At 60.3% G+C, this 22,438-nt stretch carries 19 protein-coding genes and 6 pseudogenes; 13 read left to right on the forward strand and 12 right to left on the reverse strand.

Annotated features, from left to right (window positions below; genetic code table 11):
• The first annotated feature begins 39 nt into the window (after positions 1-39).
• The gene (locus ELH03_RS33510) at positions 40-1,734 is read left to right on the forward strand and encodes an asparagine synthetase B family protein (RefSeq protein WP_130806992.1); all 1,695 of its coding nucleotides are present in this window, start codon (positions 40-42) and stop codon (positions 1,732-1,734) included.
• Between the two features lie 21 nt (positions 1,735-1,755).
• Here the strand turns inward: ELH03_RS33510 and ELH03_RS33515 are convergent.
• The 4 genes and pseudogenes from ELH03_RS33515 to ELH03_RS33530 form a co-directional block, all read right to left on the reverse strand.
• Positions 1,756-2,613, reverse strand: a pseudogene (locus tag ELH03_RS33515) (transposase); the annotation flags it as partial.
• 34 nt (positions 2,614-2,647) lie between these two features.
• Positions 2,648-3,430: an ABC transporter permease gene (locus ELH03_RS33520; RefSeq protein WP_065276647.1), complete on the reverse strand. Its 783-nt coding sequence runs from the start codon at positions 3,428-3,430 to the stop codon at positions 2,648-2,650.
• A complete protein-coding gene (locus ELH03_RS33525) occupies positions 3,427-4,350 on the reverse strand; it encodes an ABC transporter permease (RefSeq protein ID WP_130654312.1) in 924 nt (307 codons plus the stop codon). The genes ELH03_RS33520 and ELH03_RS33525 overlap by 4 nt, the downstream gene beginning before the upstream one ends.
• A gap of 1 nt (position 4,351) precedes the next feature.
• On the reverse strand, positions 4,352-5,434 hold the full coding sequence (locus ELH03_RS33530; RefSeq protein ID WP_065276646.1) for an ABC transporter substrate-binding protein: 1,083 nt from the start codon (positions 5,432-5,434) through the stop codon (positions 4,352-4,354).
• A 315-nt stretch (positions 5,435-5,749) separates the two neighbouring features.
• Here ELH03_RS33530 and ELH03_RS33535 point away from each other — a divergent pair, with 315 nt between their 5' ends.
• The gene (locus tag ELH03_RS33535) at positions 5,750-6,556 is read left to right on the forward strand and encodes a DeoR/GlpR family DNA-binding transcription regulator (RefSeq protein WP_065276645.1); all 807 of its coding nucleotides are present in this window, start codon (positions 5,750-5,752) and stop codon (positions 6,554-6,556) included.
• Positions 6,546-8,024 (forward strand): alkaline phosphatase family protein, encoded by a 1,479-nt coding sequence (locus ELH03_RS33540; protein ID WP_130654310.1) that lies wholly within the window; start codon positions 6,546-6,548, stop codon positions 8,022-8,024. The genes ELH03_RS33535 and ELH03_RS33540 overlap by 11 nt, the downstream gene beginning before the upstream one ends.
• A gap of 72 nt (positions 8,025-8,096) precedes the next feature.
• Here ELH03_RS33540 and ELH03_RS38260 read toward each other — a convergent pair.
• Positions 8,097-8,201, reverse strand: a pseudogene (locus tag ELH03_RS38260) (IS6 family transposase); the annotation flags it as partial.
• 83 nt (positions 8,202-8,284) lie between these two features.
• On the opposite strand from ELH03_RS38260, the pseudogene ELH03_RS33550 reads away from it, so the two are divergent.
• The 7 genes and pseudogenes from ELH03_RS33550 to ELH03_RS33590 all read left to right on the forward strand — a co-directional run bounded on the left by ELH03_RS33550 (position 8,285) and on the right by ELH03_RS33590 (position 15,810).
• Positions 8,285-9,035: pseudogene (locus ELH03_RS33550) on the forward strand (IS6 family transposase).
• A gap of 57 nt (positions 9,036-9,092) precedes the next feature.
• A pseudogene (locus ELH03_RS33555) lies at positions 9,093-9,517 on the forward strand (hypothetical protein); the annotation flags it as partial.
• A gap of 518 nt (positions 9,518-10,035) precedes the next feature.
• The gene (locus ELH03_RS33565) at positions 10,036-11,859 is read left to right on the forward strand and encodes a ParB N-terminal domain-containing protein (RefSeq protein WP_130806910.1); all 1,824 of its coding nucleotides are present in this window, start codon (positions 10,036-10,038) and stop codon (positions 11,857-11,859) included.
• Positions 11,860-11,949: 90 nt separating this feature from the next.
• A pseudogene (locus tag ELH03_RS33570) lies at positions 11,950-12,424 on the forward strand (UCP036055 family protein).
• Positions 12,399-13,295: pseudogene (locus ELH03_RS38265) on the forward strand (DUF7007 domain-containing protein). The pseudogenes ELH03_RS33570 and ELH03_RS38265 overlap by 26 nt, the downstream one beginning before the upstream one ends.
• Positions 13,296-13,996: 701 nt before the next feature.
• Complete coding sequence (locus ELH03_RS33585) at positions 13,997-14,581, forward strand: hypothetical protein (protein ID WP_130806914.1); 585 nt, start codon at positions 13,997-13,999, stop codon at positions 14,579-14,581.
• A gap of 302 nt (positions 14,582-14,883) precedes the next feature.
• Positions 14,884-15,810, forward strand: coding sequence for an ArdC family protein (locus ELH03_RS33590; RefSeq protein ID WP_130806916.1), 927 nt, complete (start codon positions 14,884-14,886; stop codon positions 15,808-15,810).
• 6 nt (positions 15,811-15,816) lie between these two features.
• Here the strand turns inward: ELH03_RS33590 and ELH03_RS37650 are convergent, their stop codons facing one another.
• Positions 15,817-15,993 carry a hypothetical protein gene (locus tag ELH03_RS37650; protein ID WP_165447342.1) on the reverse strand — a complete coding sequence of 59 codons (177 nt, stop codon included), beginning with the start codon at positions 15,991-15,993 and terminating at the stop codon, positions 15,817-15,819.
• Positions 15,994-16,443: 450 nt separating this feature from the next.
• On the opposite strand from ELH03_RS37650, the gene ELH03_RS33595 reads away from it, so the two are divergent.
• Both ELH03_RS33595 and ELH03_RS37655 read left to right on the forward strand, forming a co-directional pair.
• A complete protein-coding gene (locus ELH03_RS33595) occupies positions 16,444-16,755 on the forward strand; it encodes a DUF736 domain-containing protein (protein ID WP_127431460.1) in 312 nt (103 codons plus the stop codon).
• Positions 16,756-17,055: 300 nt separating this feature from the next.
• A complete protein-coding gene (locus ELH03_RS37655) occupies positions 17,056-17,217 on the forward strand; it encodes a hypothetical protein (protein WP_018516739.1) in 162 nt (53 codons plus the stop codon).
• A gap of 221 nt (positions 17,218-17,438) precedes the next feature.
• Here ELH03_RS37655 and ELH03_RS38270 read toward each other — a convergent pair whose 3' ends face one another.
• Both ELH03_RS38270 and ELH03_RS38705 read right to left on the reverse strand, forming a co-directional pair.
• Complete coding sequence (locus ELH03_RS38270; protein ID WP_245488070.1) at positions 17,439-17,582, reverse strand: hypothetical protein; 144 nt, start codon at positions 17,580-17,582, stop codon at positions 17,439-17,441.
• A gap of 168 nt (positions 17,583-17,750) precedes the next feature.
• Positions 17,751-18,059: a WGR domain-containing protein gene (locus ELH03_RS38705; protein WP_128408835.1), complete on the reverse strand. Its 309-nt coding sequence runs from the start codon at positions 18,057-18,059 to the stop codon at positions 17,751-17,753.
• A 443-nt stretch (positions 18,060-18,502) separates the two neighbouring features.
• On the opposite strand from ELH03_RS38705, the gene ELH03_RS33610 reads away from it, so the two are divergent.
• On the forward strand, positions 18,503-18,817 hold the full coding sequence (locus tag ELH03_RS33610) for a hypothetical protein (protein ID WP_130806918.1): 315 nt from the start codon (positions 18,503-18,505) through the stop codon (positions 18,815-18,817).
• A 241-nt stretch (positions 18,818-19,058) separates the two neighbouring features.
• On the opposite strand, the gene ELH03_RS33615 is transcribed toward ELH03_RS33610, so the two are convergent.
• The 4 genes from ELH03_RS33615 to traC form a co-directional block, all read right to left on the reverse strand.
• Positions 19,059-19,508 (reverse strand): thermonuclease family protein, encoded by a 450-nt coding sequence (locus tag ELH03_RS33615; protein WP_130806920.1) that lies wholly within the window; start codon positions 19,506-19,508, stop codon positions 19,059-19,061.
• Between the two features lie 437 nt (positions 19,509-19,945).
• Positions 19,946-21,880: a Ti-type conjugative transfer system protein TraG gene (gene traG, locus ELH03_RS33620; RefSeq protein WP_130806922.1), complete on the reverse strand. Its 1,935-nt coding sequence runs from the start codon at positions 21,878-21,880 to the stop codon at positions 19,946-19,948.
• Positions 21,867-22,082 (reverse strand): type IV conjugative transfer system coupling protein TraD, encoded by a 216-nt coding sequence (gene traD, locus ELH03_RS33625; RefSeq protein WP_130654297.1) that lies wholly within the window; start codon positions 22,080-22,082, stop codon positions 21,867-21,869. The genes traG and traD overlap by 14 nt, the downstream gene beginning before the upstream one ends.
• Before the next feature lie 4 nt (positions 22,083-22,086).
• Positions 22,087-22,383: a conjugal transfer protein TraC gene (traC, locus tag ELH03_RS33630; RefSeq protein WP_130654296.1), complete on the reverse strand. Its 297-nt coding sequence runs from the start codon at positions 22,381-22,383 to the stop codon at positions 22,087-22,089.
• Between the last annotated feature and the right edge of the window lie 55 nt (positions 22,384-22,438).

The following is a 22,438-nucleotide window of genomic DNA, read 5'->3' on the forward strand; positions in this document are numbered from 1 at the left end:
ATTTTAGCCATCGAACAGGAGAGGATTATCGTGGACGCAATGTTTGGCTCGATCGGCATGCCACTTGTCGACCCCGTACTATTTTCCAGGATGCTGAAACACCGGGGAAGTTACGTCGACACGATCAAAGGGGCCGACATTTCACTAACCACGGTCAGTAGGTTGCCTGGTAGAATCTTCAAGGATCCAGAGTTGATGGTGGCCTATACCGGATCCCCTTCTGTCGAAGGAAAACAGGTCTCGATGGCCGCGGATCTTGCGGAGCTTTACGCACTAGGCAAGCTGGACGCCCCAGATGCAGTAAATGGTCACTATTGCATCGCACTGGTCGACATACCGAAGCAACAGATTCGTTTCCTCCGTGACAACATCGGGGTCAACACCCTCTATGTCACGCGGATCGGAAGGGGCCTAGCCTTCTGCACTGAATACAAATGCCTTCGGGCATTGCCTGGCTTTGATCGATCAATCGACCTGGAAGCGATCAAGGGATTCGAACGAACCGGGTGGGTGCCGAGCGGGCTAACATTCTTTTCCGAGGTAAAGCCGGTTTTGCCCGGAAAATGGTCGAAGGTCAGCTATGAAGACAATTCCTTTCCATCGGAGGCGGCATCATCGATCACGCCTGCGATAGCGGATGCTTTCGTACCGGTGGAGGTGGTCGCAGACGCTTTGCTGAGCGCTGTGGAAAGGCTCGGCGCCGATCAACCGCCAGCGGTGGGCATAATGCTGAGTAGCGGAGTGGACTCAGCTCTAATCGCAGAGTTGGTCGCTCGCTCCATGAAGCAAATCACGGTCAAGTCGTTCACTGTTGGTCACAACGGAGGAGACCCCGAGATCGAAGGCGCCCGGTTGACCGCGTTGGTTTTGGGACTGGAGCATCACGAACTATTTCTGGAACCATCAGAATTTTCACGACTGCTTCCAGAAGCGATGTGGGCGATGGAGAACCCCGGGGGCTATGACGAGTATCCATGCTTGTTCGGGCTTTGCGAGATGGCAGGGTTGCATGTCGATGTTCTATTTTCTGGCAATCTCTCGGATACATTATTTGGAGGCATGAACTTCCACACACAGTTGTGGAAGAGCCTTAACGGGCGGCCAACTGATGAGGAATCGGCCCCAAATGGAAGCCTTACAATCCTCAAGGGGGCAGCAAGCGGCACCCACGCGACGCTGCGGACGCGGTCGCCTTCTCACGGTTCCTTGCATGCCGAACTTATCGCCACAATGGATAGGCGGGACGAGCGGATGGGTGCCCAGGAAATGCTAGCCGCTCGTTTTGGCATCGATCTGCGCATGCCGTATGCCGACACCCACGTCGTCCGAACCGCAATGCGCATTCCTGACGCCCAGAAGGTCAACGACAAAGGAAATAAGCTTATCCTGCGCCAAGCGTCGGCGATGTTTTTGCCCGAGGAGATTGTAAAGCGACCGAAACGAATACAGCAGCTGATGTATGACAGCGCAATGCGGACTTGGTTGTTGACGACATTTGATCTCTTGTTCAACTCCGCCGCGGCGCAAAAGCGGGACGTCTACGATTATGAAAATCTGGCTCTGGTAAGGGAAGAGCTCGTGCGCGAGGTCACCCGTAGTACCGTTCAAAACGCCTGGAAAGCCATTTCGATTGAAACTTGGCTTCGGATGTTCGCGGACGAGGAGCATTTCGCCCGCGCCATTACCGACGAAAGTGTAAAACCGGAAGCGGTCTTTTCGCCCGCCAGCCCCTAATTAGTCGGCCTGAACAAAGGCTTAAATCATTGATCTTCTGGCGGTTGGGAAGATCTGGAGAAGTATCCGATTTCGCCATGAGAACGTTAAGCGCGGCCCTGATGAAGCACGCCAAAGGGGCCAGTTTGGCCAGGATGAGGCGCAGATTGTGACCTACCCCGACGAGCAGCGCATTGATGGTGTTGCCATCGTGCCCGAGAAGGAAGTTCCGGTCCAGCCTGCCATCGGTCTTCATATGGCCGATGGTGGGCTCGATGGCCGATCGTCGTTTCAGCTCCCGTCGCATGGTCGGCGTCAGCCCGCGCCGGCTTCCGGCAATCATCACCGACGCCGATCCGGTGTAATCATGACCGCGATATTCCTCGACGTAGATGCGATCCGGATACCACCCATGGCAACAGCCTGGTCGACGGGATGTGAGAGGGTGTGCCCGCCATAGGAATTGTCTTCGAATGCCTTGGCCGCCAGAACCAGCCCTTCGCGGTCCGTCGCCGCGAACCCTACCTTGCAACCGAACTCGAATGGCGCGCGAGCCTTGCCCTTCGAGAAGCAGACGACCTCGGGAGCATGCAGCGCATAGACCTTGTTCTTGTCCTTCGGCTTTTGCGCCAGCAGCCGTTCGATAAGACCGAACAGCCGGGCAAAAGTCCGCTCCAGTTCGACGTTGCCGGCGACCTTGCGGCCAATATCGCGCAAGACGCAGCCAAGAGAGATGCGCAGGCGCTTCAGTTCGCGGCGCATGCGGCGGAATTGCCGGGCATGGGCATAACGGCCGGCGCGCACCGCCGCTGCTTTCGTCAGACGCGTATCGCTCTGCCTCAGCTCGATGCCATGCATCTTGGCGTGACGGACCTGTATCTGCAGAGCCTTCAGATACAGGATACCGTTCACACCAGAAGAATGAGAGGAAACCCTACCCTGCTCGCCGCGAAAACCGCGTCATGACGTTCATCATGGCCAGTGCGCCCCAAGTGATGGCAAAAGACAGGATGGTCAGGGCCGCAGGCTCATAGGCTTTGCTCATGCCGATTTTTTGAATGTAGGTGCCGAAAGCCGGGCGCGTCAAAAGGCTAGCAATCACGAATTCCCCCATCACGACCGCGAAGGTCAGGAATGCGCCTGCCATGACGGAAGGCAAGATGTTCGGGAAGATCACCAGCCTGATTGTCGCGAATGGCCGAGCGCCGAGAATGCCAGCGGCGTCCGTCAGCGTCTGAACGTCAATCGTCTGCAAGCCGGTATCAATCGTGCGGTAGAGGTACGGCAGAGATAATGTGGTACAGCCGCAGATAAGCAGGATGCTCGCACCAGCGCTGCTATCGGCCAGCGGCAGCACCGACGATGACGAAAACAGCCGCAGATAGCCAAAGACAAGCACGATAGGCGGCACGACCATGGGCAGCATCACGAAGATTTCCACCACAGGCCGCAGCCATTGGAGGCGCAACCGGACATAATAGGCCATCGGAACCACGATGATCGTGCCAAAGATAATCGTCAATACTGCTATTATCAGCGAATAGAAGAAGCTGGCCGCAAATTCCGGGTCTAAGAAAACCGACTCGTAAGCCTCAAGCGAATATACGCCGCGCCGGATGCTTAATGAAAATTCCGCCGTGCTGAAAAGCGGCATCAGAAAGAACACTGCGGCGATGGCGAATATGGTCCAAGGGGAATAGCGCAGGACGAATTTCATTTCATCCACCGTTCGGAGCGCACGCGAAGCATCAGGTAAAGAGAAATGGTCACCGTCATGACAAATACCATGAGCAAGGCTAGGACGGCGCCAAGCTGCTCGTTGTGCAGCACGTCGCCGCGAATTTGCGCGTAGAGCAAGATCGGGATGACGTTCACCGCCGTTCCTGTCAGCGCGTAGGCCGTTGCGACGCCCCCGAATGCATTGGCGAACAACAATGCCAACGCCCCGAGGATTGTTGGCCAGAGGATTGGCAGGCCAACAAAGCGCCAATACTGGGTAGCCGTGGCACCCAACATCTCGGCCGCCTCACGTGTCTGTGTGGAAAGCCGGTCAACGGCGGGCATGATGATCGTGAATGCAATCGGGACCTGAAAGAACAGGTAGGTAAGCGTCAAGCCGGAAAAGCTGGCAAGCTCAAAACCTGCCGCGTAAATGTCGATGCCGAAGGCCTTCCGTAAAAACACAGTCACGAGGCCAAGCCGCCCCAGAGTGGCGATGAAGGCGAAGGCAAGGGGTATGCCTGAGAAATGCGAGGCCACGCCGCAAAAGCTCATAACGGCGGCCTTCACCTTCTGGCTGGTCATGCGCCGGCCAACGGTGAGGGCCAGTACGAGCCCGAGCACCGTTCCAAGAACGGCGGTGACGGCGGAGATTTTGGCCGAAGCCATGAAGGCGTCGGCAACCTCCGGCGTGATGATCTCCGCGAAGTTCGCTAACGTAAAACCTCCCTGCTTATCAACAAAGGCCGTGGCCAGTAGCGCCGCGGTGGGCATCACCATCATGACGATGGCAAACATGAAAAACGGGGCCGTGGCAAGCAGTGCGGGCCAGTCAATGGACTTGAGGGATGAGGTACCTGCCAGCCCGGCGCGAATGCCACTCGCGCCGGGCTTGCCGTGTGTGGACTGTGGTTTCAACTTATTTGCTGCCTGCGCCTACGGTTGAAGTCCATTCCTTGGCAATCACTTCGCCGGCTTCCACTAGATGGGACAACTCGGGAAATACTAGATTGTTACCTGTCGCCGGGAGCTTGGTCAGCATGTCATCGGCAATTTTGCCGGATTTGCGCATGGCGTCAAAGCGGATGGGGTGGCAAAGGCCCTTGAGGTAGCCAAGTTGCCCCTCGTCGGAATAAAGGTACTCCATCCAGAGCTTGGCGGCATGCGGATGCGGCGCGTACTTGCTGATGGCTTGGGCATAAACGCCAGCCACGGTAAGGCTTGCCGGGACAATGGTGTCCAGTGGCGGATTTCCCTTGAAATTTTCGGCATAGGTGATGCCGTTGGAATCCCAGCGCGTGGTAATTGGCGTTTCGCCCTTGGCGATGGATGCTGCAGAGCCGAAACCGGGAACGAGATTGCCGGAGTCCTTCAATTGGCGGTAGAACTCGAGCCCAGCGCGGGCTGCTGCCGCGCCCGGCTGCGCGCCGGCTGCAAGGCCCGCGGCATAGACGCTCAGGATGGAATTGTTGGCGGTTCGCGGGTCAGCAGGCAGTGAAACGCTCTTGCGATAGGCGGGGTCGAGAAGATCAGCCCAATCGGCTGGAGACTTTGAGATAACGTCCTTATTCACGACGAAAGAAAGCACGCCGTAATAGTCGCCGTACCATTGCCCTTCGGGGTCTTTGGCGGTGGCCGGGATTTCGTCCCACGTTTGCACCTTGTACGATTGCAGCAAGCCCTCTTTCTGCGCAATGGGGCCAAAAACAAGGCCCACATCGATGACATCCGGCGCCTGCGAGCCGTTGTTGCCTATATTAGCCTTGATCGTTGCCAATTCTTCACCGGATCCGGCGGTCGGGCTGAGTTCGTTTACGGTGAGGCCGTATTTATCTTTAAAGCCTTGAATCAGCGCAGCATAGCCGCACCAATCATGCCCGAGGGCAATAACCGTCAATTGCCCTTCGGCCTTTGCAGCCGCGACAAGATCATCCATTTCGTCAGCATGCGCGCCAAATGGCATGGCCAGGCAAGCGACACCTACAGTCAGATAGGCAGTCATCCGTTTCCTAATCATCCGGTTTCCTCTCGCGGGAACTAGCAATTAAATGAAGCCTTGCCGACTAACGGCTACTCTTTACAAGAATGTGACAATATCTGGCATAAATTGGCAATTACAGAAAATACGTGCCAGGAAAGTGCGCTTTTGCTTGGAGCACATAAGGTGAGATGAAGGAATGGCAGGCATTTTCAGTGTATGCGCGCGAAAACTGTCATGAAAGAGCCGTTGACAGATATTTGAAAGGCAATTATTCCCAAAAATGACAACATATCGGTTGTAAGCGCGGCCGACTCCATCGTGTAGAGTGAGGAATTTGTGACGAAACTACCGGCAGCAAGCCGCCTGCAAGCCATAGCTGATATGCTTCGCACAGGCGAAGGCATCGGAATTGCCGCAATGGCCGAGCGCTTCTCGGTGACGATGGAAACCGTCCGTCGTGATCTGGTCCTTCTCGAAAAGGACGGCCTGCTGACGCGGGTGCATGGGGGCGCAATCCCAGTTTCCCGCGCCGCGCCGCTGCCGTCGCGGCTGGCCAGCCTGAGTGCAGAAAAAGCCGTGATTGGAAAGCTGGCAGCGCAAACCGCGACCCGGGACGGCTGGATATTCATCACCCACGGCAGCACAGCACTGGCCGTCGCAAAGGCGTTGAACGATGGCCCTGCGGTATCGGTCATGACGAACATGCCGGCCATCGCGGAAGTGCTGCAAAGCGGCCTCAAGCACCGGGTCACGCTCACCGGGGGGGAGTACGACTATGCCAATGGCGCGCTAATGGGCGAACAAGTACTAGAGGCCATTTCCGAGTGCATTTTCGACACGGCCATCATTGCAGCCTACGGCGTTGACCCGGTGCATGGCTTGGTAGAGTCAAGCAAGTACCTGCAACGCTTCAAGCGACTGCTGTTTGAGCGCAGCCGCCGTCGCATCTTCGTTGCTGACCATAGCAAATTCGGCGCGTCAGGAGCTTATGTCTCGGCGTCCCTGTCGGACATTGGGACCATCGTCACCGACGAGCCACCGCCCGCCCGCTTTGCGGATGGGTTCAAGGATGCAGGTGTGCGCGTGGTTTATCCACAAAAGAACGAAACGAACAACATGGAAGAAAACACCAATGGCCAATAACGCGCGCCATGTCGTGGTGCTGGGAATTGACGGCCTGCGGCCCGATCTGGTCGCTGAAAGCACCATGCCCCATCTTGCGGCGCTGGCCAGCGACGGAACGTGGAACCGCCGTCATACCACTGTGTTCCCCAGCGAGACGCGGGGGGCGCTCACGGCCTTGGCCACTGGCGCAACCGCGCAGGTGAACGGGATTGCCGGAAACCAATTCTATATCCGGGGGACCAGCCCCGATCAAGTGTTCACAGAAACCACGCATGATTGGTGGGCGGCGGATGAACGCCTAGCGGGCAACCTGGTGAAAGTGCCCTCGATCTCGGAAGTTCTACACCAAGCGGGACGGCCGTTTGCGGTCGTCACGTCGAGTGGCCCCGGCGTTCTGCCCGCGCTGAACTGGAAGGGCCAGCAGCGCGGACAAACCGGGTTCAATGTCCGCCATCCCCAGATCGGCTACCCGCATTCGTTTGCCGCCCGCGCCCATCGTTCCCTGAAAATCCCGGCCGGGGGCATCTCCGCCGATGGACCAATGACGGCGTTCCGGGTATTTGAGCGCGAAGTATGGCCCTACGACAAGCCCGCCGCCACCATTCTATGGTGCACCGAAGTCGATAGCGTCAGCCATCTGCACGGCCTGCAATCGACCCAGCTACGAGAGATTATGCGGGCCTGCGATGATGTAATTGGAGAGCTGCGGGCATGGCGGGACGCCCAGCCGGAGCGCGACAGCATCACGTTGTTTATCGTTTCCGATCATGGCCATGTGACGATCGGCGGCACAGTCAACGTGGCCGACGCTCTTTGTCAGGCCGGTTTCAAGGCGGCGGCATCGTTCAACGATCATGCAACGCAGGTGCTTGTTCGACCGGGCCGCGCCGTGGGCCTGTGGCTCAAACATGATGACCCGGCCTTACTGCGGGACATACGGGACTTCATGATGGAACAGGTATGGTTCGGCGGCGCATTCAGCCCTGCCAGTGAACCGGGCAGCACCAGCGGCACGGTGGATGGCAGTCTTGCGCTGGAACTGTTGGGTGCGGGCGGCGAGCGCGCTCCTGGCCTGTTCGTGCACCTCGGGAAAACGCCTGCCGACAATCAGACCGATCAGGCCGGGCATGTGGATTCGGTCTTTTACGACCCCGGCGACAACGATCTGCGGATAGGCGGCGGCACGCATGGGGGGCTGCATCGCGGCGAGTTCACGGCCGTTCTCGCGGGCTACGGCGCGGGACTCGCGCAGGGCCGGGTTTCAGATGCTCCGAGTTCAATCACGGACATTGCGCCCACAATCCTGTCACTGCTGGGCATCGACGCGCCGAAGACGATGACAGGCCGCGTGCTGGGCGGCGATGCGCCGGAGAGTGAGGAACTGGCATACGCGGAGATTCTCTCTGCCGGCGTCCACAAAACCACCTTCCTGACGGGCATCGAGCGGCAGGGCCATTTCCATGTCAGCGAAGGTGGGATTCAGTAGGGGCATCCTACAGAAGGGCTGGCACCGTAAACTTAAGGCTGTGAAAACAAGATCTGGGAGTGAGGCTTTGGTTCATTCGGCGTGAAGGCGGGCGATTTGGCGCCATGCTTGCATGGCAGTTGCTCGCAGTTCTCGATGGTGGGTGGATGGAATATCGTGGCGGGGAACGTTAAAGAGGGGCCTGTCGCAAATTTTTGCGCTTAACGGTATGTTGACCGTCGGAGGAGAAATTTCCGCTCCAAATGTTGTGGAGCGTACGGATGATTCTAAATGCTATTGCCGAAAAGCTGAAGCGGCAGTCGAAGGATGATTTCAAAGGCAGGCATTTCGAGGCATGGCTGATCGTACATGCGGTCACCTGGTATTTGAGATATCCCCTGAGCTATCGTGATCTGGAAGAAATGTTCGAAGAGCGCGGCTTCGAGGGATCATAGCACGATCAACCGCTGGGTATTGAGCTATGCGCCGATGATCGAGAAGCGTCTTCGCCAGTTTCGCCGGCCGCATTGCGGATCGGTTCGGATTGACGAGACCTACGTTAAGATCCGCGTCAAATGGCGCTATCTGTACCGAGCCATCGATAAGCATGGCAACCCGGTGGATTTCCTGCTTTCTGCAAAGCGAGATCTCGAAGCCGCCAAGCGGTTCTTCCGCAAGACGCTGAAAGATCAACCCTTACTGTCGCCGAACAAGATCTGCACAGATGGTGCCAATACCTTCCCGTCGGCGATCAAAGCTTCGGTTGAAGACGGGCTCCTACAGCCCGCCCCCGTGCACTATGCGACCAAGCACCTGCAACAAGGCATTGAGAGCGATCATTTCCGTGTGAAAAAGAACATGCCGAAGATCGGCGGCTTCCAATCCTTCAACACGGCGCGGCGAACGATTGCCGGTTTCGAGCCGATACTGTGGTTGAGAAAAGGCTTCGGCTTTTCCGGCGGCTGGACGATCAACGAGCAAAACAATTTGGTTGCGCGCCTCTTCGGACTTATAAAGGTTAACAAAACATGAAAATAGCGTCCTTCAGGGGATAGCCGCGGCCTCTGTGGAAGTTTGCGACAAGCCCCGCTGATGAAGGAAATCCTCACCCTCGTCCAGCTTCAACAGGAGTATGAGATCGTCATCGCCTCCATTGGTGGCTTCGAACTCGTCTACGATGGCAAGCGCTTCGGCAAGTCTGACGGTTATCGCTACACCACCATGCTTCAGCGCACGGGCGCGGACTACGAGATCGATCTCGCCGTCACGGTGACGCCGCTCGGCGCCGTCTCCCGCCTCGAGCATGCGTTGGATGATTTCGACGGGAGCGGGAACGCTATCGCCAGCGGCTGGAGGAAGCGCGCCGGCGTCTTGCTTCCTACCAGTCCCGTCAGGGTGGCGATTTTGCCTTCGCGAGTGAGCTGGCCGAAAAGCGTCGCCAGCTCCGGGAGGTTGAGGCCGAGCTCGCAGCCGAGGCGTGCGAAGCAGGTGCCCCTACCAGGGAGGCAGCCTGATTTTGGAAGCAGTGCAGCATATGCATAGGTGCATTGCACAATAAATGGTTTCCATCTGATCAAAATATCATCATAGTGCACACAGCTGATGCACATGGCGGTCTCCTCCCAGTGCCGCCGCAACAGCTGTTCCCCTCTGGAGGTTAAATAACCTTCACACTTCATGGGCCTCGGTTCTTCCGACGGCCCATTTTTTTGTTCCCGCTCAACCCAGATTCCGAGCTCTGTAGCAGAGCGCTTATCAGAAGAAGTTGGGAAAGGAGAAGGGGAAAGGGAAGGAAAACCGGTCGCAGATCGGTCCTCCCGCCGCCGCTGGCGCTCAACCGCGGCACTCCGCATCCCGGCCACTCGTCTTTCGCATGGCTGTTGGCCCCGCTTATCCTTCGCGGCAGGGCAGCTCGCCCGCAGTTGCGCCGGTCGCGCCGCTTTGCGGTCCGGGAGGTGTCTTCAGAAAAAAATGAAGACAGGAAGGACCGGCAGAAGGCCGCGTCCGCATCCCCGGAAAAAGGAACATTCCCATGCAACTCATGAAAGTCGATCCGCGTGCGCTGAAGGACAATCCCGACAATACTCGTCAGTCGAAGTCGACGCCCCAGGCCGACGCGCTGCTGCTTGCGACCATCAAGGCTGTCGGCGTCATCCAGCCGCCCGTCATTTTCGCCGAAGCCAGCGGCAACGGCTATGTCATCGAAGCGGGCCACCGGCGCACGCGCATGGCCATCGCCGCCGGCATCGAGGAAATCGATGTTATCGTCGTCGAGGCGGCCAACGACAATGGCGCGATGCGATCGATGATCGAAAACATCGCGCGCGAGCCCCTCAATCCGGTCGACCAATGGCGGGGCATCGAGCGTCTCGTTGCACTCGGTTGGACCGAGGAGGCGATTGCGATCGCGCTGGCGTTGCCGGTCAGACAGATCCGCAAGCTTCGTCTGCTCGCCAATGTCCTGCCTGCGATGCTCGATCACATGGCCAAGGGCGACATGCCGAGCGAGCAGCAGCTTCGCACGATTTCCGCGGCGTCACTCGACGAGCAGAAGGAAGTCTGGAAGGCACACAAGACGAAGAAGAGTGACACAGCATCCTGGTGGGCGATCGCCAACGGCCTCACCAAGACCCGCATGTTCGCGCGCGATGCGAGTTTCGGCGACGATCTCCGCCAGGCCTATGGCATCGAATGGGCGGAAGACCTGTTCGGACCGGCCGACGAGGATAACCGCTATACCACCAACGTCGAAGCATTCCTCGGTGCGCAGCAGGAATGGATGAGCAGCAATCTTCCCAAGAAGGGTTCCATCGTCGAGCTCAACAATTGGGGCCAACCGCAATTGCCGCCGAAGGCGGAGCGTGTCTACGGCAAGCCCGGCCAAGGCGATTGCACCGCCATGTATCTTGATCGTGAGGGGAAGGTGCAGTCCGCCCATTTCCGGTTGCCGGAGATCAAGAAGGCGAAGGGAAAGGGCGATCCGACCGCCCCCGGCGGCGAGGACGAAAACGAAGGTATCGACGTTGCAGCGAAGACCCGTCCCGACGTGACCCGAAACGGCCTCGAGATGATCGGCGATTTCCGCACAGACGCTCTGCACGAGGCACTGGCACGAGCGCCGATTGAGGACGATACCCTCATGGCGCTGCTCGTCCTCGCATTCGCCGGGCAGAACGTCTCGGTAGATTCCGGCTCCGAAACCTCTAACCATGTCTACGGCTCCAGGCGTTTTGCCCGGCACGCGGTCCCGATGATAGGTGAAAGCGGCGAGCTGGAATTCGACACGGATACGCTTCGTGTCGTGGCCAGGTTGACACTGATCGACGCACTGTCGGCGCGGACCAACCGCACGGACAGCGGCATTGTCGCCCGGATCGCCGGCGATGCCATAGGCGCCGACACCTATCTTCCGAACATGGGCACGGAGGAGTTCCTCGCGTGCCTCTCCCGCCCGGCGCTGGAAGCGTCCTGCGGCGGCACCAGTGTCGCCCCCCGCCCGCGCGTCAGGGACACCCGGGCTGCCCTTGTCGAGCACTTCAAGGAAGAACGCTTCGTGCATCCGGCAGCCCTCTTCGCACCCGATGACGCAAAGCTGGCCGAGTGGCTGGCCAAGAACATGGAGCATGGCAGCGAGGACGAAGATGCACCTGCCGACCGGCCGATCGGCGGCATCGAGAACGGCGCCGACGGTGGGTCTGGTCCGTCGATCGAGGATCGCGCACTGGTCAAACCGCATGTTCCGGAAACCGAGGACGGCGGCAGCGCAGCCGACACCGAGCTCGAAGACTTGGACGATGCCGCCGCTGACACCAGCACTGAGGATCCTGATACCGCTTACGGAATTGCGGCAGAGTAACCCTCCCCCACAACGTCATATTGATCGATACCGCCGCCGGCCATCACCGGCGGCGGCTTTGTTTCGTCACCTCAAAATAGGAGAATACGCATGTCCGCGTCTTTGATTTATGACCTCACCCCATGGCTCGATTGTCGTCTGGTCCGACCGCACGCACCGCCCGCCCGAGCGCCACAGGAAGAAGCTCGCCGCCTGGGAAGAGCGCAACAGCAAGGGCCGCCTGATCCGCAAGCAGGGCAAGCGTGGCATCGGCAATGTCGGCCTGTCGCCGGATTTTACGCTGCATGAGGGCGATTTCGGCGCCAAAGGCGTCATCACCATTCGCATCCACCGGACGTTCTCGCTCGACACCAACCTGACATTCAAGGTGATCGAGCGCCCGCAGCTCGGCCACATCAGGGTCGTCGACCTCGCCTGCGAAAACGCCGAGCTCGTCCACCTCGCCGCCAATCGCCAAGCCGCGGAGGAATGGTTGACGCAGCATGGCTATCCCAATGCCGTGCTGGAAGAGGTCACGGCCGATGAAGTGGCGGCCGCCCATGTCGAAGGGAGGGTCGCGGCATGAACACGCCTGCTCTCCAAGCAAAGCAGCTTCCACCCCTGAAGGTTCAGGGGTGGAGTTTGGCCGCAGCGCCGATGACATGCCGGTTGCCCGTGTCGGCGATCTCGTTTTCGCCACGGTGCCGGGACGTGACGGCCAGCATTTTCTCGCGAGTGCCTGGCGCGTGTCACGGCCGTCTTCCGAGCTCAAGCGCTACGACTTCTACTCGCATCATGGCGCCGTTACGGATGAGGCGGAATTTCGGGCACGGATGTTCGAACAGGCGGAGCACGTCCCGAGACCTCTGGGCGCTCGCCCGGCAGACTGTCCGGATGAGCTGCTCCACCCCATGGGGACCGTCGCAGGGCGCCACCGTCTACGCGGAGGGTATCGTATCTCACACCACGGCCGGGCATGGCGGGTTCAAGTTGTCCAACGATCGCAACGGCAAAATCCATGTGATGCTTCGTTGCGCCGGCGGTTGGTACGACGAAGGTGCCGCGTGGGCCGCGGTTGGCCTCGCCTATCCGGAACACCTTTACGAGATACGAGCGCAAGTCCGCCGATCGGACGATCCGGGATTTCTTGCCCGATGCCTGGGAATCGATTTTCGGCCAAATCCCACGAGAAGGATCGCCGCGCCTTTGAGCGCGAGCATGCCGGCGACTGGATCGTCATCTCCGCGCTACGCTCAGATCACCAACCCGGCATGACCGAAGTTATCGCCACGATTGGTGGCGTGCGTGCCGTCCACGCGGAAGAGCGCCGCTTCTTTGTGCCAAGCGACGAGTACGAGGTCGGCCGATTTGGCTTCGTCATCAATACCGCGCGACATGCTGGCCATGACGGACCGTCGTCGTTCATCAGTTGGCAGCCGCGGGTGACCAGTCCATGAATCCGGTCAGTTCTCGCGTTCTTCTGTTCCGCATTGAGGCGGCGCGGCGAGAGACGCGCCACCATCTCGATTGCATTCACCGGCACAACACGGGCCGGGCGAACGCATAGCGGTTACCGAGAAGGCGAAAGCCCGCTCGCACCGCCGGGGCGGGTCGCGGTGGACGCGCTCCGACGAGTTGCTGTTTCACGATCACGTCGAGCGGCGAACGGAAATCGCTGCCCTGGCTCGCAAACTCCAACGTCAGGAGCGGGCGATCGCCACCATGCGTATGTGCTCGGCGATGATGTGGGCAATGCGGCGGCGTGAGCCCCGGCCGGATGGGGCTTTCGTGGCGGCTGATCCGAGCGGGAGGAAGGGAGGCGGGGGCTATCGGTCGCAGTGGTTTCTGTCCTTCGGGGTTTCTGAGTCATAGCCCGACCCCTGCCGGCCCGCCCTTCGTTTTCGCTGCGGTCTGAACCGGCGGCCGGTCGTTTCAAGGCCGCTGGCGCGCCGCGGAGCGGCCGGTGCAGCCTCCCTCGCAAAACGGCTCCGCGCCCTTCGCAGGGCTTTACCCCGCTTGTTCGCAAACCCGTTTCGCTCGTCCGGCCGTCCCGGACCTGTGAAAGCGCCCGTCCTCAACCGATTCCTGTCGACCGCATCGAAGGGCAGACCGGCAGGGGCCGGAGCCGCTTCGGTGAAAACCACGAAAGGAAGATCCCATGTCCAAGCCCGCAACCAATCGACCTGCCGCCCGCGTCGTGCCGCTCCGCAAGGGCGCCACCCTTGAAATGGTCAGGCTCACATGCCCGGACACCGCCCAGGCAATGCTGATCGCCGAGAGTTTCGGGACCGCGGGGGTCGACAGCGACGGCATCCGTGAACTCCACGAGCGCCTGATCATTGAGACCGCCGATAGCCTCTCGGACGGTCTCGGTGAGAAGGCGATGCAGATCCATCTCCAGCGTATCGTCGGTGCCTATGTCGGCTCGGCGCACGGCGCCGGCCAGTTCTACAGTCGAGCAATCTCCGAAGCCCGAGACGCAACCGCCAAATCGGCAAACGATGCCCGCGACGAGGATCTCGATGGCCCGGTCGGTTACGACAGCGCCGCCCAGCGCAAACGCGAATTCGCCGCCGACATGGGCATACAGTCCCACGCGTTGCGGATGGCCGCCGAGGGCGCAGTCGCAGCTTACAGCCACGTCATCGGCGAAGCCTGGAAGCCCTTCGACCGCCCGGTCGAAAACCTGGGCCAGTCGCTCGACCGCAAGGCGGCCGAGGCACAGATGGCGGCTCTCGGTTGAGCCGCTTGTCGCGCGGAGAGCTTCGGCTTCACCATCTCTTCCCTCTTTGACCTTTAGGCCGGTTCCTTTCGGACCGGCCTTTTTCCATGTCACGAAAGAAGAGAAGGAAGAACACGGACCCCGCCCGGCACGCGTCCCGTCCCGCTCGGCGGTCCTGCAGGAGCCGGCGCCTGCCGCAACGGCTTTGCCGTCCTTCACTCCGTTACGGCCGTTCCGGTGCGGCCGGCCTCCTGATCGCTCCTGCTTTCGGACCTCCGCGACGGGGCCGCGATGGCGCGGCCTCCAAAACGGAGGATAATGACATGAGCAGGAAAGCCGAAGGCGAACGCGCCGACATCTATGCGCGGATCACGGATAGGATCGTCGCAGATCTTGAAAAGGGTGTGAAGCCTTGGATGAAACCCTGGCACGCGGCCAACACCAATGGCCGGATCACCCTGCCGCTGCGCCACAACGGCCAGCCGTATTCGGGCATGAACATTCTCTTGTTATGGTCGGAGGGAATGGCGCGGGGGTTCACTTCCCCCATGTGGATGACCTTCAAGCAGGCGCTTGAACTGGGGGCGGCGGTGCGAAAGGGCGAGACCGGTTCGACGGTCGTCTTCGCCAGCCGGTTCACCAAGTCCGAGGCGGACGGCAGTGGTGGAGAAGTCGATCGAGAAATCCCATTCTTGAAGGCTTACACAGTGTTCAACATCGAGCAGATCGACGGACTGCCCGAACACTATCGTCTCCCACCGACCCCGGTGCTCGATGCGATCGAGCACATCGAGCACGCCGATTGCTTTTTCCGCAACACGGGCGCTGTCATCCGCCATGGTGGAGCGCAGGCCTATTATTCCCCTATCACGGACCACATCCAGATGCCGCCGTTCGAAACGTTCCGCGACGCGGCGTCCTACGTGGCCACGCTCAGTCACGAAAGTTGCCATTGGACTGCGCGCCCCGATCGCGTCGATCGCGATCTTAGCCGCTATGCGAAGGACAAGACCGAACGCGCCCGCGAGGAGCTGATTGCGGAGCTCGGGAGTTGCTTCCTATGCGCCGATCTCGGGATCGCACCGGAGCTGGAGCCACGGCCGGACCATGCGTCTTATCTCGGCTCGTGGCTGAAGGTTCTATCTGACGACAAGCGGGCTATCTTCCAAGCTGCGGCGCATGCCCAGCGTGCTGTCAGCTTCCTGCACGGTCTCCAGCCCGTTCAGGCCGACGAGAGAGCGGCCGCGTAGGAGACGTCAAGGTCGGTCGTTGTCACCCGCAACGGCCGACAGCTCTTTCGGCGCTCTCTCCGCGAGCGCGTGCTCATCGGACGTGAGGTCCAGCCTCCCCCAGATCGATGGTTTCCGATCGTTGGCTTTCAGCTTTAGGGACTGCTTGATTTCGACGGTAAACGGCTTTGTCTGCTGACGCATAGATCCTCCAGGCGACGAATCGCGGCCCGACAATATTGCGTTGATGAGAGGAGACAACTGCCCGGACGGCCGAGTTTGTCGCATCCGAAGCCGACCCTATGCTTTAGAGACAGAGGAACGGCTTCGCGGCCGGGCTGTTCTGCCGGGGCAACGCACGGCGAGGGCCATGACCAAGTTCCTTCCACCGCTGTCATAGGCCACGCCCTCCGCGGGCTCGATGAGGCATGTCTGATCGGAGACCGGCTTCGCCTCAATCGTTCTCCCGCAACGGCCGTCCGCAACTTTCTCCCCCTGCGAACTGTGTTCGCATTCCTCGCGCGACAACAAAGTTTCTCCGGCCGCCCTCCATTTCATTGCGGCCTTTCAGGTGCGGTCCGATCGCCCCCGATCCTTGCGACAGCCATCGAGGCCGCGAAGGGCGCGGCCCGAAACAACCGAAAGGAACAGACAATGGCTACCATCGGCACCTTCACCTCCACCGAAAGCGGCTTCACCGGCTCGATCCGCACCCTCGCACTCAACGTCAAGGCCCGCATCGCCCGCATCGAAAACCCCTCCGACAAGGGTCCGCACTTCCGTATCTACGCCGGCAATGTCGAGCTGGGTGCCGCCTGGCAGAAGCGCTCCAGCGAGACCGACCGCGACTACCTCTCGGTCAAGCTGGACGACCCGAGCTTCCCGGCGCCGATCTACGCAACGCTCACCGAGGTCGAAGGCGAGGACGGCTACCAGCTGATCTGGTCCCGCCCCAACCGGGATTGAGGTCCCACCAAGGCCCCGCCGCCTAAGGCGGGGCCAACAGGCCGCTTTGAGAAAGCAGGCGACGGGCGTCGAGCCCGTTTCCAGCTTTTTGGGTGCCGTACGGAGAGGTGGGGTCTGCTCATATCAAGCCAATCGTGCCGTGGAGCCGGGCCAGCCTCAAGGACGAGCGGTCCCCCCAAAATGCTTGGCGCATTTCGGCTCCTCCACTCACCGCCGCTGGCGGTCGCATGCGCGATCCTTGACCCTGACCCACCGCCACGCCGGCGGGCGTCATCTTTCTCAAACATCAAGGAGATGACGATGATCGAACAACAAATCGAAGAACTGCGCGCCGAGCTGAACGCTTGCATCGAGCCCGCCGAGCGTCGCGAGATCGAAGCCGAGCTCGAAATCGCCCAGGCCGAGCTGATCATGATGCTTGGCGAACAGGATGGTTCCATCGACGCCGAGCCGCCCTTCTGAGGGCGGCATACCACCAGCACTGGGGGGACCGCCGGCATCCAGGATCCCGAGAGGGGCGATCCGCTGCGACTCTCCTTTCGATCTACCGTCATCGACATCGGGGATGCTGCATCCCGTCCGTCGCCCGCAACCAGCTGGCGCCAGAATTTTCCCCGCCGTATTGCGGCTCCTCGCGTGCTAAATTCTGGCGCCGGCAGGTCCTTCACTCTCGTTTCGTCCTTTCAGGTGCGTCCCTCCTTGTCCGCCATGCGGCCTATCCCCGCGATATCGGCATTTCGAAAGGAGAAAATACCGTGCAACAGCTCGCTCAGTTCCTCACCGCCACCGGCCGTCGGCTCCGCACCCTCGGCAAGGTGATCTGTCACTACTTCCGCAAGGGGAAACTCGGCCTGAAACTGGCCATCAAGATTCCGTTCTTCGTGAGATCGAGGCGTCGTTCGAGACCGACTGGAACCGGCGCGAATGACGCGCCATCAGGGGACCGCTTCGGCGGCCCCCTGTTTCGCTACTCGAGCGATCGGAGACGATTGGGGTCAGCTTTGGAAATATCGCAGAGTGGCTCGTGGCCGATAGCCGCGAGCACGTTTTTGTTTGACCAGGTCGAGGAACAACCGAACCGCTTCCTCTTCCCGTTCGAACACATGCTGCTTCTCCTGGCCTCGTTTGCCGATCCTCCCCCATCGCCGGGTCAGGCAAGCCTCTCCGAACATCGTCGGCCCGATCTCCATGGCATAGTACCGCGCCATGTTCTTGGCTGGATCCGTTCGTTCGACATAAAGCTGGTAGGGTTGCGAAATCATGCCGGCATGATCGTCACACAGCGCCGCTACGTCCAACGACATATGTGAATCCTACAGGTGCGACCGATTCATTTTCGTGAAGAATGGCGTTCGGGCGAGGCGCCGATGGCGCGCGGCTCTAGTCGCACTGCGACCGGAGCCCGCACGCGGTCTCCGCCCCGCCGGGTTACGATCCTCTCTCAGCAAGAGGCATGCCTCTGCGAAATCTCATTGTCCGGAGACAGCCGGAGCCTCCCGTCGCCATCGGAGATGGCAAGCGGTCGCATCCCTTCAGGACGCGGTTCTATCTCTCTCTGACGTCCCATTTTGCACCCGCCGTTCCGGCGTCAAGGACATCGCGGCCCCTCCAATTTTCCCAACGCCGCAAGCGGCACAGAGAAAATCGGTTCCTCCGCTCGCCGCAGGGCGGCCGCGTTCCGCGGTCCCTGACCCCTCACGGACTACGGTGCCGACACCTTTCGTCAGAAAACGAAAAGGAGACTCTGATGACAAAGCATCAATTCGCTCGTGTGGTGGAAGAAGATCAGAAGCGGCCGGATCAACAGCCGGATTGGCTTGAACGACTGCGCCGAAATTTTGATGCGGAAGTGCATCTTCCCGCCGATATCTCGCGGGAGTTTCTGTCTGCAGCGCTGCTTTGGGCAGTCGACAACAAGGTCGATTTCGGTTTGTTCCACGAGGCCAGCGAGATCATCATTGCGCACTTCGGCGGTGATGAGATCTACCTCCCGTCGCGGTGGACCGACAAAAGATGGCACATCGGCCTTGAGGACAAAGAGCCTTTCGATCCGAGCGGCTGAGGTCGAGACCAGAGGCGGCTTGTCGCCTCTGGTCTTTGCCTATTCACATGAGCCCCTCCAGCCGGATCGACCGAGCGGAGCGGCTATGAAAGGGAGCTCTGCCGCCCCTCTCAATCTCACCCCATGAAGGAAGGGCAATGCCCCTCCTTCAAACTTCCTCCCATGGAGAAAGGGGACGGTTCCCTCCTCCCCTTCCCCAAGCCCATATCCCTCTCCCGTGCAGGGAAGGTGAAGATGGCTGTCACCCGCCCTGGCACCAGCCGTGTCGGGCACCATCCCATGATCGGGCAAGCCCTTCCTTGATCAAGGCATCGCCCAGCGAATTGCCTGCACGAAATACGGTTGGCAGTTTGCGTCCATATTTGTCTTCGTCACGGAACCCGGCCGCTAGCGAGAATTTTCCAGTGTTGAGTAGCGTCAGCAGGCGGGATTTTGCCGCCTCACCCTTTATCCGTTCCGCCTCGCACCGGGGCGGGCTGAGTTCAGGCGTATCGATGTCGGCGATGCGGATTTTCTCGCCCTCGAACCAGAAGGTGTCGCCGTCGACGACGCAGTTCGCGCGATGGCTTCCGTCGCACATCGAAAATGCGGTCGACAATGAATCCGTCGTCGGTTTCTTGGCCAAAGTGCCGAGATCGGGGAGAACGTCGGCGCCGCCACAGGCAAGCCAACCCCCAACAGCAATGATCACGGAGCATAGAACTGCCGTCGAGCGTTTACGCCATCTGTTCCGCCCAGATCTCAGCAGTCCTCCACCCGCGCGCTGCCGGTCGCGACCGCCCCCGGCCTTCGGCGGCTTTCTAAACGGAACCACATTTGATTTCGCCACTTTCCGATCCCCTCGTTTCGTCTCACCCTATGTCGGCCCCGGTTTCATCTGCGTTTACGGAGGAGCGTGGCTCCGGGCTGCGGTGTGGCCGGCAAAATGGTGCGCGCCGGGCGGGGGCAGTCGATCCCGCCTCCCCTTCGGACCACTATGTTGAGGCTCCTGCGGCTGCCCTGCTTTCCTCCCGTCGCGCAACGAGAATTCCCGAAATCCCGCCCGCCGGGCGTCGCTATGCTGATTTCTCCGATACTCTTCATTTTCCTCGATCAGCCTTGCTTGTTTGCACCGCGCGCCGGCTTGGATCATGCAGGCTTTGGCGTATCCCCGACCATGTGAAACCTGTTCGTGCCGACGCAGGCCTTCATGTCGTCGCGCCTGAACCAGATAGCTCGTCCGCATCTGAGCGGTGCGTTTCCTGCGGTGAACACGATCTGCTCATCCGCCCGCATGCGCAGAACTTCATGAGGTCGGATCAATGGTCGAGCAGCGAGCTGTTTCGATCGCGTTCGCGACGATCCCTTTGCCTGAAAACTGCGGCTCACCTGGTCAATCTCGACCGTGGTCATGCCGCAGCGTCGGGAGATGTAATCGGCGGTCTCTGGATCGTTGATCGCGGCAAACGAAATCCAGCTGGCACTCTCGAACCACTTGCTTGCCGCATCGCGGCCGCCATAAGTTTCGCGCATCTGGCCAATCGACTGATAGATCATCGTCAGCGTGATCCCGTATTTACGGCCGGCGTCACGCGCGGTCTCGATGATCCGCATGTAGCCGAGGCGGGCGACCTCATCGAGGAGAAACAATGCACGCCCCTTCATCTGTCCGTCGCGATTATAGATCGCGTTGAGAAGCGAACCGATGACGACGCGGGCAAGACCGGAATGGGTCTCCAACGTCTTGAGGTCGATGTTGATGAAGACGTCTGTGTTTCCCGCCGCGATATCGCTGGTCGAGAATTTCTTGCCGGATACGAGGGCGGCATAATTCGGATAGGAAAGCCAGTGTGTTTCCTTGACCGCGTTGGCGTAGACGCCGGAGAAGGTTTCGGGCGTCATGTTGACGAAGGCAGCGACGTTTTCCTTCACGAAATCCGAGCCGGAATTGTCGTAGATGTCTTGCAGCCGCTTGCGCAATGTCGGCTCCGGCTCCGAGAGATTCATGCGCACCCGCCGAAGCGTCTGTTCCTGCTCCTCCGTGTGGCCGGACAGGCAGACATCGGCGATGAGCGCTGTGAGAAGCTGCAGAGCTGACGCGCGGAAAAAGTCGTCGCGGACACCGCGCGCGCCGCCGCTGTCGCTCATGATCCATGAGGCGACCGAGGCAATATCCTCTTCCTTGGTTCCGCCGAAACGTCCGACCCAGTCCAAGACGTTGAAGCCGATGTCCGGCTTCCGCGGATCGAGGACAAACACGTCTCTCCCCGCTCCGCCGCGATGCGCGGAGACCATGGGTGCGACCTCGTTCGATGGATCGAGCACAATCAGCGTGCCGCCCCATTTGAGTGCCGTCGGGATCGTCACCGACGTCGTCTTGAAACCGCCGGAACCGGCAAAGACGATCCCGTGCGACGAGCCGAACGAGCCATCGAAGCACAGCAACGGCGACTTGCCGCTGGCGCCCCAGGTCTCAGCGCTGTCGGCGCGAAACGCTTGGCTCCCGACATTGTCTTTGTCGACCCGATAGCGCTCGCCGATGACGATGCCACCAGCATCGGGAAGCAACTTTGCCGCCTCTGTGAGCTTCATCCAATCCGCTTCGCCATGGAGCGCCCGCTTGCCCTGAATGCGCTTCGGCTCGGCCCTTGCGAATGCCGCATTGCCGATGAGCGCGACGCGGAGTGCGAAGCAGGCACACATGAGTGCTACGCCCGCTCCGATCGCCGTTGCTGGATCGAGATAGGCCAAGACTGACTTGTCGGCGTTAAGCGCCTTCGTGAACGCGGCAAGGCGCATCGTTTCGCGTGTAGCCGCGATCAGGATCGTCCCGCTGCATCCGGCAAGGACACCCCAACCTGCCTGCTTGATGTTGATCGAGCCGGCGCTCGCGAACAGGAATAGAATTCCGATCGCCGCACTGGCACCATAGGGCAAGGCGATCCCCGCCCGCCCCCATGCCAGTCGTGCGGCCTCGGTCTTGCCGAAGCCTGAAAGCCACTGCTCGATCCCGGTCATTCCGATGACGACCGGGATCATCAACGCCGCTGGCACGATGACGAGCGCAATCCTATTGATCGTCATTGCCGAAGGCCTCCACGCCGATTGCCGTGAGCTTGGACCGCTCGCACTCGTCGCCTTTTATCCGGCGGGCGATATCGAGCAGCGCGCCCAGCAACAACGCTCGCTTCTCGTAGCGCAGTCCTGCCTTGACGATCAGGCCGCCGAGCTCGATCTTCTCCCGCGTATCCTTCTTGCGGGCGTCGGATGTCAAAGTCCTCGCCATGCGCTCAAGCCTCGCCAGTGCTGCTCGCGCCCGCGCCAGACGCGTCCGCCGCGGTCGACGCTTGTCCGCTGCTACCGCCGGCGCCCTTCTTCCCTCCGGTCGTAGCGCCCTGCCCTCCGCGAAATCGCTTGGTCAGTTGCTCAAACGCTGCCTGAAGTTCCGCCTCGTCGATTTCGATCTCGCCAAGGCCCGCCTTGAGCGCGATCCGGCCTATGCGTTCCGCTTCCCGGGTCTCGGCGATCTTGAGTTGCTCCTGCAGCTTGGCGATTTCGTCGCGGATTTTCGAGGATGGCTTCTTCATGTCTGGTCGTCTCCTGGCTGAGAAAGCGTGTCATACGAGCCCAGCTATTCGGAAC

Source organism: Rhizobium beringeri, assembly GCF_004306515.1.
In the GTDB taxonomy this organism is placed as follows: domain Bacteria; phylum Pseudomonadota; class Alphaproteobacteria; order Rhizobiales; family Rhizobiaceae; genus Rhizobium; species Rhizobium beringeri.

Excerpts from the sequence above, each read along its gene's own strand:
- ELH03_RS33585 (WP_130806914.1), top strand. The coding sequence starts at position 13,997 with ATGTCCAAGCCCGCAACCAATCGACCTGCCGCCCGCGTCGTGCCGCTC.
- ELH03_RS33610 (WP_130806918.1), top strand. The coding sequence starts at position 18,503 with ATGACAAAGCATCAATTCGCTCGTGTGGTGGAAGAAGATCAGAAGCGG.
- ELH03_RS38705 (WP_128408835.1), bottom strand. The coding sequence starts at position 18,059 with ATGTCGTTGGACGTAGCGGCGCTGTGTGACGATCATGCCGGCATGATT.
- ELH03_RS37650 (WP_165447342.1), bottom strand. The coding sequence starts at position 15,993 with ATGCGTCAGCAGACAAAGCCGTTTACCGTCGAAATCAAGCAGTCCCTA.
- ELH03_RS33530 (WP_065276646.1), bottom strand. The coding sequence starts at position 5,434 with ATGACTGCCTATCTGACTGTAGGTGTCGCTTGCCTGGCCATGCCATTT.
- traC (WP_130654296.1), bottom strand. The coding sequence starts at position 22,383 with ATGAAGAAGCCATCCTCGAAAATCCGCGACGAAATCGCCAAGCTGCAG.
- ELH03_RS33595 (WP_127431460.1), top strand. The coding sequence starts at position 16,444 with ATGGCTACCATCGGCACCTTCACCTCCACCGAAAGCGGCTTCACCGGC.
- ELH03_RS33510 (WP_130806992.1), top strand. The coding sequence starts at position 40 with ATGTTTGGCTCGATCGGCATGCCACTTGTCGACCCCGTACTATTTTCC.
- ELH03_RS37655 (WP_018516739.1), top strand. The coding sequence starts at position 17,056 with ATGATCGAACAACAAATCGAAGAACTGCGCGCCGAGCTGAACGCTTGC.
- ELH03_RS33565 (WP_130806910.1), top strand. The coding sequence starts at position 10,036 with ATGCAACTCATGAAAGTCGATCCGCGTGCGCTGAAGGACAATCCCGAC.
- traD (WP_130654297.1), bottom strand. The coding sequence starts at position 22,082 with ATGGCGAGGACTTTGACATCCGACGCCCGCAAGAAGGATACGCGGGAG.
- ELH03_RS33520 (WP_065276647.1), bottom strand. The coding sequence starts at position 3,430 with ATGAAATTCGTCCTGCGCTATTCCCCTTGGACCATATTCGCCATCGCC.
- ELH03_RS33590 (WP_130806916.1), top strand. The coding sequence starts at position 14,884 with ATGAGCAGGAAAGCCGAAGGCGAACGCGCCGACATCTATGCGCGGATC.
- traG (WP_130806922.1), bottom strand. The coding sequence starts at position 21,880 with ATGACGATCAATAGGATTGCGCTCGTCATCGTGCCAGCGGCGTTGATG.
- ELH03_RS33540 (WP_130654310.1), top strand. The coding sequence starts at position 6,546 with ATGGCCAATAACGCGCGCCATGTCGTGGTGCTGGGAATTGACGGCCTG.